This window comes from Bartonella sp. AP88HLJMH (assembly GCF_042195605.1).
Classification (GTDB): domain Bacteria; phylum Pseudomonadota; class Alphaproteobacteria; order Rhizobiales; family Rhizobiaceae; genus Bartonella.
Genome location: NZ_JBHIOR010000028.1, coordinates 1 through 8,810 on the forward strand (window position 1 = coordinate 1; position 8,810 = coordinate 8,810).

Sequence of the window (8,810 nt, forward strand, 5' to 3'; positions counted from 1 at the left end):
ATAAAGTTTGAGACATTGAATTATGCTATTCAGGATGTTCGGAAAGAAGCAAGACAAGCTGCTGCTATTGGTCTAGCAGTATCTAATTTAAGCTATGACGATACACCGGGAAAATTAAGTTTTTCACTTGGTACAGGTGTATGGCGCAGTCAATCTGCACTTGCTATTGGAGCTGGTTATATGTCTGAAAATGGAAGATTTCGCTCTAACGTATCTGCAACGAGTTCTGGGGGACATTGGGGGGTAGGTGCTGGATTTAGGGTAACACTGAATTAACAATAGAAAATTCGAAATAAATTTTCCTTCTCTTATCAAATGCGTTACATGTGCCATTTAAAGAGAAGGAAAGTTATTTTATCACAAATGAATAGCAATAGAAGATAAGGACGTATTTCGAGTAAAAATATATTTTTTATTATGAAATTTTATATGAAAAATCATTTATCATCTCCAAAAGGAATTATTTGAGTAATCGATATTTATTTTTAAGAGAGTTTTTTCCTTATAAGAGAAATATATATTGTAATAATATTATTAATGAATGAGCATTGTTTTTTATGACAAGATAGGGGGGGTATTTTGCATAATTCTACTGCTGATAAGATTATTATTGGATTGTATAATGCCATAAAAGGTGATCAATTACATGACAGTGAGCAGCAGATTAAGACAGTTTTTAATGATGCAAAAAAATATATAGATAAATGTTTTTCTGAATCCATAGTATAATGCAATGAGTAATGTTGTTAATGATGCAAAATCTTACACGGATACAAAATTTGAAGCATTAAGATGTGATATTAAGACAGCTCAGAAAGAAGCAAGACAGGCGTCCTCTGTTGGTTTAGAAGTATCGAATTTAAGTGATTTTAATATCCTTTGGTCTTTAAGTCTTTGTTTTGGTGGTGGTTTATGGCGTAATCGATTGGCTTGAGCTATTGGAACCGTTTATATGTCAGAAGATGGAAAAATTCGCTCTAATTATATCTGTCACGAGTGCAAGAGGTTACAGGGGGTTAAGTGCAGGAGTAAACTTAACACTGAATTAATAATAAAAAACGCATTCGCCCTTGTCTCATCAGACAAGGGTAAAAATTTTATAAAGAGGTGATATTTTACACAGAAACTCATAGAGTAGTATACTTGTAAAGTTTTATAACAATGTATTCTGTAATAATAATCTTAGTGGGACTAATTTTAGTTACAGTGAAGCATTTTAACAAAAAAAATTACAAATGCAGAGTGATGTTTTCATATAAATTAATAGAGCACGCGTAATCGCACAATATTTTAAAACTGTACAGTTTATAATTTTATTAATAGGAATATCCACTAGGGGGTATGCTTAAAGAAATAAAAAATCTCATTTTTTCCATTTTTATTATTTTCTTTGTATGTAGCAGCGGGAATGATTAAGTAAGACTCACTTTGATCACAACAGGGATATTTAAAGCATAACGATGCATCAGCACTTTTATAAAAGCCTAAAGTGTAAACAATGAGGCTATGAATTTTAGAATTATTTCAAGAATCAGAAAAACGCATTATATAAAAAAATAATTAAATTATTTTTTCCTTGCTATTTTTTAATAATTGTATAGAGTGTGGAAAATTAATTAAAAGAAACTAGAAATCTTTTCGCAAAGCGGGGTGCGGTAAATCATGAAAAAATCACAAAATCACAATCATCTGATCTCAAAGAGCTTTAAGAGATACAAATATAAAACTCAGGGATATCTCGCTTATTTTCACGACAAAAGCGCAATAACCCTACAAAAAACGCTCTAAATTACTCAACAAACAACTTAACCCCCTTCCGCAATAAACATCCTTTATTGCCTCTTAAGCACACAACACTTAATAATAAGTACGCAAACATGTTTTTTCCACACTTCGTTAACCTTTCTTCACCTTTAAATTTAAAGGCTCTGCTAAAGAAAAACACCCCTCCTTAAAGGGGATAAATAAAAACCACATTAATTGGACTATCGATCAACGTCGACTTCTATCTCATTGATATCTTAGATAGTCCTCTTCCGCATTATGACAACCCTAATCTTTTATAAAACAAGAAAAAACAATCTCTGGAGCTTAGTAGCACCGGAATATGTCTTTTTGATGTTTTAAATATCTTTCTTTACTTAGAGGATTTATTATGAAAAAAATATATACCACACCACACACGCTAGCAGTGAGTAATTTAAAAAATTCTTGCTCGTCTTATCGATTACCTTTTATTAAAACGCTTTCATTAGTGTCAGTAGCTGTCTTTTTATCAAATGCTTCTCCTGTTTTTGCTTGTGATCTTTGGGGTAATGTAGCACAGTATTTTGGCGGAGGTACAAATATACGTAAAAGTATTGCGCCAACCTATATAATTAACGGTAAAATATATAGAGATGTTGGTTCTGCGCTGTATGGTTTGGAGAATTATGTCGCTGAAACTAGGTATGATAAGCTTGTTAAGCAAGATGCATCAGGACTTATTACAATTGGTGCGGACGTAGGTGGTAATAGAATAACTATCGCAAATAGCTCTCATGGATTGAGGACTCTTACTGGTGTTGCTGATGGTTGGGTTTCGCCAATCTCGTATGATGCAGTCAATGGTTCTCAGCTTTTTTCCCAAGGCATCAGTACTGCGATCTCTTTTGGCGGTGGTGCTGGATACGATAGAAAAGGAAACTGGATAGCTCCTACTTTTACAGTTAAGGTCTTTGATAAAAATGGTAATGGAGCTGAAAAGGATTATAAGAATGTTGCGGATGCCTTTACTGGCGTAAGTAGTTCTTTCACGAATCTTGATGCAAAGATTGAAAATATTAAGGTAGCAAGTAATAGTCTTGTTAAGCAAGATGATACAGGACTTATTAGCATTGGTGGAGAAGTAAGTGGAACTAAGGTAAGCATTGCAAACGTTGATAATGCAGTTCGGACTCTTTCGGGTGTTAGGGCTGGTTCGATTACAGCAACGTCGACCGAAGCAGTAAATGGTTCTCAACTTTATTCAATAAATCAGGCATTTGCTGAATATTTTGGCGGTGGTGCTGGCTATAAAGATGGAAACTGGAGTGCTCCTACTTTTACAGTTAAGGTCTTTGATAAGGATGGTAATGGAGCTGAAAAGAAGTATACTAATGTTGCGGATGCCTTTACTGGCGTAAGTGGTTCTTTCACAAATCTTGATAAAAAGATTGAGAATATAGTCATTAATGGGACAGGTGATGATCTTGTTAAGCAAGATGATACCGGCCTTATTACCATTGGTGGAAAAGTAAGAGGGGTCCAGGTAAATATAGCAAATGTTGATAATGTGGCACGGACTCTTGCGGGTGTTAAGGCTGGTTCGATTACAGCAACATCGACTGATGCGATAAATGGCTCTCAATTTTATGCCATGAGCAATGTAGTTGCTAGCTATTTTAGTGATAATGCTGGATATGATAAAGATGGAAACTGGAATGCTCCTACTTTTACAGTTAAGGTTTTTGATAAAAATGGTAGTGGGACTGAAAAGAACTATAAGAATGTTGGGGATGCGCTTTCTGGTGTAAGTAGTTCTTTTACGAATCTTAATCAAAAGATCGAAAGTGTGACAGGTGATAGTTTTGTTAAGCAAAATAGCGCTGGGCTTATTACGATTGGCGGAGACAAGGGTGGTGATAGAATAGATATTACAAACGGTATTAATTTTCCACGAGTTATCTCTGGTGTTAAAGGGGGTGCATTTACGGCAACATCGACCGAAGCAGTAAATGGTGGTCAAATTTATTTGATGGCTCAAGCATTTGCAAGTTATTTTGGCGGTGGTGCTGGCTATAAAGATGGAAAATGGTCACCTCCTACATTTACAGTTAAAGCCTTTGATAAGGATGGTAATGCAACTGAGAAAAACTATACTAATGTTGCAGATGCGTTTTCTGGCGTTAATAGTGCTTTCACAAGTTTGAATGAGGAGATTGTTAAGATAAAGAATAAGCCTGGTATTGAAGAAAAGGAACACACCCATCAAGACGGTGATTTGAATGATATTATTTCAGAAGGCTTTCCTTTTATGAGAAGCTTACCTAGTGCTTTAGGTAATGTGAAGGTTCCAACTACGATAACTGTTGCTCCTAAATCACCATTAAAACAAGTAAGTTTTATGAGTAGTGAAGGTGAAAGCCGGCGTCTTTTTGATATTGCTGCTGGTGAGATTTCAGAAACGTCGACTGATGCTATAACTGGTTCTCAGCTCTATTCGATAAACAACCAGATTGCTACTTATTTCGGTGGTGGTTCTGGATATAAAGGTGGAAATTGGAGTGCTCCGACTTTCACAGTTAAAGCCTTTGATAAGAATGGTAAGGAAACTGAGAAAAAATATACTAATGTTGCAGATGCATTTGCTGGCGTTAATAGTGCTTTGGCAGGTTTAAATGAGCGGGTTATGAACGGTATTGGTGAAACAGAGGGTAAACCACAAAATGGTGATCCTTCGGATGTTATTTCAAAAGGCTTTCCTTTTATGAGAAGCGCACGTTTTCTAAGAAGCTTACCTCTTGCCATAGATGAGGAAGAAAGCGCCATAGATGAGGCGGATAATTCAACCACGGTAACTGTTGCTCCTAGTGAAATTTTAGAAAAGTCAACTTATGAGGTGACTGACAATCAGTTTTCACAGATGAGTAACAGGGTAACAGGCGTTGAAAAAAAGGTAGACAGCGTTACAGACAGGGTAACAGGCGTTGAAAAAAAGGTAGACAGCGTTACAGACAGGGTAACAGAAGTTGAAAACAAGGTGAATGTTGCGGTTAGCTATGATACCGATGATAGCGGAAAGAAAATCAGTAGCATCACTCTAAAAGGTGTCGATGACAGTGAGCCTGTTTTGATTACTAATGTTAAAGATGGAAAAATTGAACATGGCTCTAAGGACGCAGTGAATGGTGGTCAGTTATACGATCATACCGCGCAGCAGATGGAGATTACTCTTGAAAGTGCGAAAAAGTATACGAACGATCAAGTCAATAATGGTATTAACGAGGCAAAATCCTATACCGATATGAAGTTTGACGCACTAAGTTATGATATTACGAATGTGCGCAAAGAGGCAAGGCAAGCAGCAGCGATTGGTTTGGCAGTCTCTAACTTACGTTACTTCGATGACCCAGGATCTGTGAGTGTTTCATTTGGTGGCGGTTTTTGGCGTGGACAATCTGCCTTTGCGATTGGTGCAGGTTATACATCTGAAGATGGCAAGATTCGTTCTAATCTATCAGCAACCAGTGCTGGCGGTCAGTGGGGTGTAGGTGGTGGAATAACTCTGAAATTAAAATAACACCAGAGAATATGAAAAACTACAATTTAAGCGAAGTTTCGCCCTTGTCTTCTTAGACAGGGGCGAAATTTTATATTATAGAGAAGTAATATTTTACAGAGAAGGCCATAGAGTAGTATATTTATAAAGTCTTATAATAATTAAAGTCTTATACCAATGTATTCTATAGTAATAATCTTAGTGAGATTGATTTTAGTAAGAAGTAAAGCACTTTAACAAAAATTTTACAAATACAGAGTAGTACTCTCAGTGCGTAATTGCGCAGTATTTTAAAACTGTACGTTCTATAATTTCATTGATGGAAAATATCCATTGGGGGATACGTTTAAAAATCCTATTTTATTATTTTATTTATTTGCTCTGTACATAGCAGTAGCAATCATGAGGCACGCAACAGCAGCAATTATTAGTAAGACTCATTTTGATCAAAATGGGACACTTAAATAAAACTATGAAACAGAATCTCTAGACAAGTCTATAGTGCATGGAATCTATGAGTTTTAAAGTTATAAGGATATTTCACGGTTATATAAATCGGAAAGACTCATTCTGTAAAAATAATTAAATTCATTTTCTTCTTGCTATTTCACTCAATAGTCTATAACATCACAGAATATTCTTTAGTAAGACTCATTTTGGCAAAAACAGAAAAATGCTCGTAAGGGGGGGCAGTTGATTATGAACAACACACACAATCATCCTCATTTTACTCTAAAGCTTAAGAGTATGCCGCTTATCCCCGCGATAAAAGCGTAATGATTTCACAACAAGTACTCTAAATCATTCAGCCAACAACTTAAACTTTTCCCCTAATAATACCTTACAGCTTCTTAATCATATAAAATGAACTCTTTTACTTTTAAAACTATAAACCGCAGACCTAACAATAGGGTGCAAGTATGTCTTCTTCATACCTGTTTTTCACCCTCATCCAGGAGTTTTGTTGCAAAAAAAGCACCCTTCTTAAAGGCGGAAAAAATAAAAAACCCATTAACCACATCGTTTATCAAGATTGATTGCAACCTTGCTAGACTTCTAATTACTTCTGTTCGCCTCTGCGGCAAACTCAAACTTTATAAAGAACAAAAAAAATCACGTCGTTAATCACTCCTAACACTGAAATATGACTTTTTAATGTTCTAAATATGTCTTTCCTATTTGGAGAATTTGTTATGAAAAAATTATATACCACACCAAAAGCGCTAGTGGTGAATGATTGTAAAGATTCTTGCTCGTTTTATCGACGGCTTTTTATTAAAGCGCTTTCATTGGCTTCAGTGATTATATTTTTATCAAATGTTTCTCCTGTTGCTGCTGCTACTCAGATTTTAAATAACATATCAAACGACTTTAGTGGTGGTACAAATGCGCTTAAAGGTATACCGCCAGCCTATGTAGTTGGCAGTAAATTGTATAGAGATAGTGGCTCTGCATTTGTGGAGGGGGAGGATGCCCCCAAGAACTTAAGTCTTAATATTAAGTTTCAGACTAAAGCTGCTTTTGATACTGCATTTGCAGGTACGGAAGGTTATAAGAATGTAGAAGGTTATAAAAGTGTTGCGGATGCATTTTCTGGCGTGAAGAGTGTTTCCACAAGTTTAAATCATCAGATTGTTGAGATAAAGGAACCCCATGCTATTGGGGGAAAACAAGATAATCCATATCAAAGTGATGATAGGCATGAAAACACAGGCAGCTTTTCTCTTTTAAGAAGCTTATCTCGTGAACTAGCCCGAGCGGATGATGCAAGTATGGTAACTGTTGCTCCTACCTCACCATTAACTCAAATAACTATTCGGAATAGTAAAGGTGAGACACGGCGTCTTTTGGATGTTTCTCCTGGTGAGCTCTCAAAAACGTCAACCGATGCCGTTAATGGTTCCCAGCTTTATACGTTAGGCACTGGGGTTGCAAAATCTTTAGGTGGTAATGCTAGTTATGCGGATGGAACTTGGAGTGTACCTACATTCACGGTTAAGAGCGTGAAAGAAGATGGCAAAACAGAAGATAAAGAGTATCATGATGTAGCAACAGCGTTTGCTGGTGTAGGAACTTCTTTCGTAAATATGAATAATTCTATCACGAATATTAAGAATGAACTTAGCAAAGATATTGCTGAAGCAAAGAGTGATTCCTTGCATTGGAGCGATACTGCACATGCTTTTGTAGCGACGCATGGAGAGAAAGATAGCAAAAGTAATAGCAAGCTTACATCTCTTTTAGATGGTTCGATTAATGCTGGTTCCACGGATGCCGTAACGGGTAATCAGCTTCATGCTCTAGGTAGCAGTGTTGCAAAATCTTTAGGTGGTAATGCTAAGTATGAGAATGGCACGTGGAATGCTCCTACATTCAAGGTTAAGCGATTTAATTCTGATGGTGATGTTACTGATTCGACTTATGATAGTGTCGCGTCTGCCTTTGCCGGTGTTGGTGATTCTATCACGAATATTAAAAATGAGATTAGCAAAGAAATTGCTGGTGAAAAGAGTGATTCTTTAATCTGGAGCCAAACCGCGAATGCCTTTGTAGCGACGCATGGGGACAGTAAAGAGAGCAGCAAGATAACGTCTCTTAAAAATGGAGACATTAGTAGAACGTCAACGGATGCTGTAGCGGGTAACCAGCTATATGCACTAGGGAGCGATGTTGCGAAGTCTTTAGGTGGAGGAGCTAAGTATGAGGATGGCAAATGGAGCAAACCTAAGTTCACGGTTAAAACAGTAAAATCTGATGGAACTGAGAGTGAGGAGAGCTATACAGATGTGGCTTCAGCGTTTGCCGGTGTAGGAACTTCTTTCACGGATTTACATAAAGAGATTACCAATGAAATTACCACTGCTCAGGCTGACGCCTTGTTGTGGGATAAGGCTAAAGGTGCGTTTGTAGCGACGCATGGAGAGAAAGATAGCAAAAGTAATAGCAAGCTTACATCTCTTTTAGATGGTTCGATTAATGCTGGTTCCACGGATGCCGTAACGGGTAATCAGCTTCATGCTCTAGGTAGCAGTGTTGCAAAATCTTTAGGTGGTAATGCTAAGTATGAGAATGGCACGTGGAATGCTCCTACATTCAAGGTTAAGCGATTTAATTCTGATGGTGATGTTACTGATTCGACTTATGATAGTGTCGCGTCTGCCTTTGCCGGTGTTGGTGATTCTATCACGAATATTAAAAATGAGATTAGCAAAGAAATTGCTGGTGAAAAGAGTGATTCTTTAATCTGGAGCCAAACCGCGAATGCCTTTGTAGCGACGCATGGTGAAGAGAATACAAGTAGCAAGATAACGTCTCTTAAAAATGGAGACATTAGTAAAACGTCAACGGATGCTGTAGCGGGTAACCAGCTATATGCCCTAGGGAGTAGTGTTGCAAAATCTTTAGGTGGTAAAGCTAAGTATGAGAATGGCACATGGACAGCTCCGACTTACGAGATCTCTCATATTTCTGCAGATGGTGATGTGGGAAAGACGAGCTTCAATGATGTTGG

Annotated in this window: 3 protein-coding genes and 1 pseudogene; all 4 read left to right on the plus strand. The window is 37.1% G+C overall.

Annotated features, from left to right (window positions below):
- On the plus strand, positions 1–276 hold a 276-nt coding region (locus tag ACFIMA_RS08650; protein WP_375693372.1), incomplete at its 5' end, for a YadA-like family protein.
- A gap of 457 nt (positions 277–733) precedes the next feature.
- Positions 734–934: a hypothetical protein gene (locus ACFIMA_RS08655; protein ID WP_375654116.1), complete on the plus strand. Its 201-nt coding sequence runs from the start codon at positions 734–736 to the stop codon at positions 932–934.
- Between the two features lie 1,221 nt (positions 935–2,155).
- Complete coding sequence (locus ACFIMA_RS08660) at positions 2,156–5,320, plus strand: YadA-like family protein (protein ID WP_375654119.1); 3,165 nt, start codon at positions 2,156–2,158, stop codon at positions 5,318–5,320.
- Positions 5,321–6,492: 1,172 nt separating this feature from the next.
- Positions 6,493–8,810 (plus strand): annotated as a pseudogene (locus tag ACFIMA_RS08665) (hypothetical protein); the annotation flags it as partial.